This is a genomic window from Cochleicola gelatinilyticus (genome assembly GCF_001637325.1).
GTDB classification, from domain to species: Bacteria; Bacteroidota; Bacteroidia; order Flavobacteriales; family Flavobacteriaceae; genus Cochleicola; species Cochleicola gelatinilyticus.
This window is the reverse complement of record NZ_LRXL01000048.1, coordinates 1-902: the sequence shown is the minus strand read 5'-3', so window position 1 is coordinate 902 and position 902 is coordinate 1. Positions and strand designations below refer to the sequence as shown.

General features: G+C 36.1%; 1 protein-coding gene. It reads right to left on the bottom strand.

All coding sequences use genetic code 11. The annotated features are described in order from the left end of the window. The coding region (locus ULVI_RS12380) for a curlin repeat-containing protein (RefSeq protein ID WP_197463512.1) at window positions 1–650 on the bottom strand (650 nt) is incomplete at its 3' end. Window positions 651–902: the final 252 nt, after the last annotated feature.

The window sequence follows — 902 nt, the reverse complement described above, 5'->3', positions numbered from 1 at the left end:
GTTTGTGCTACATAAGACATTTGGCCTGTTCCATTTTGTTCAACACGCGCATCATGTCCGTCTGAATTGTCTGGATTTGCATTCTGTATTGTTTTAGCTTGATGATTTGAACCGTCTTGAACAGTTAGTGCTTCACTATTATCAAAGGTTTGCTGGATCCAACCTGAGTTATTATTTCCATTTCTTTGAATCATTCCTGCGTAATTATCTTCCGCATTCTCACCAGTTCCTTGACGAATTAAACCTGTACTAGCACTTACACTAGCTTCCTGTACCATCGCAGCTTCGTTCCCATCACCTTCTTGATGAACATACCCCTTGTTTGTGGTACCATCTTGACGAACATCTGCCATATTAGCTTCTCCACTCAAGGTTTGATTATCGTTTACATCCCCACTTTGGCGAACATACACTAAGTTTCCAACTCCAGCACCACCACCAGATTGGTCGATGTATACAGAAGATGAAGTACCTTCTTGACGAACTAACATATAGTTATCTTCTCCAGATTGAACATTTTCGACTGCATTAGCAGGTGAAGAAGCCCCCGCAGCATAGTCTGCTTGTTCAGCTCTAGGATCTCCAACTTGTTGAGCAAATGCTAATGATCCTACCATTAGCGCCATTGCACTTAACATTACTTTTTTCATAATTAAATAATTTAGTTAATAATTAATTTATTTGGTATAATAATCTTTAGTCCTTCTATTAAAAGACTAAATGAAAATTCAAAATAAAGTCACATATAATGCAACGAGGGGGACGGTATTTATTAAAAATCTATATAAATAGATAAATTGAGTTAATAAATAAAGGGGATAGAGGTTTGTTACTTATAATCGAGGAGATGTTTTTCAAATTTCTCTGAATCACAATTCAAATATGCAACAATATTTTTGATT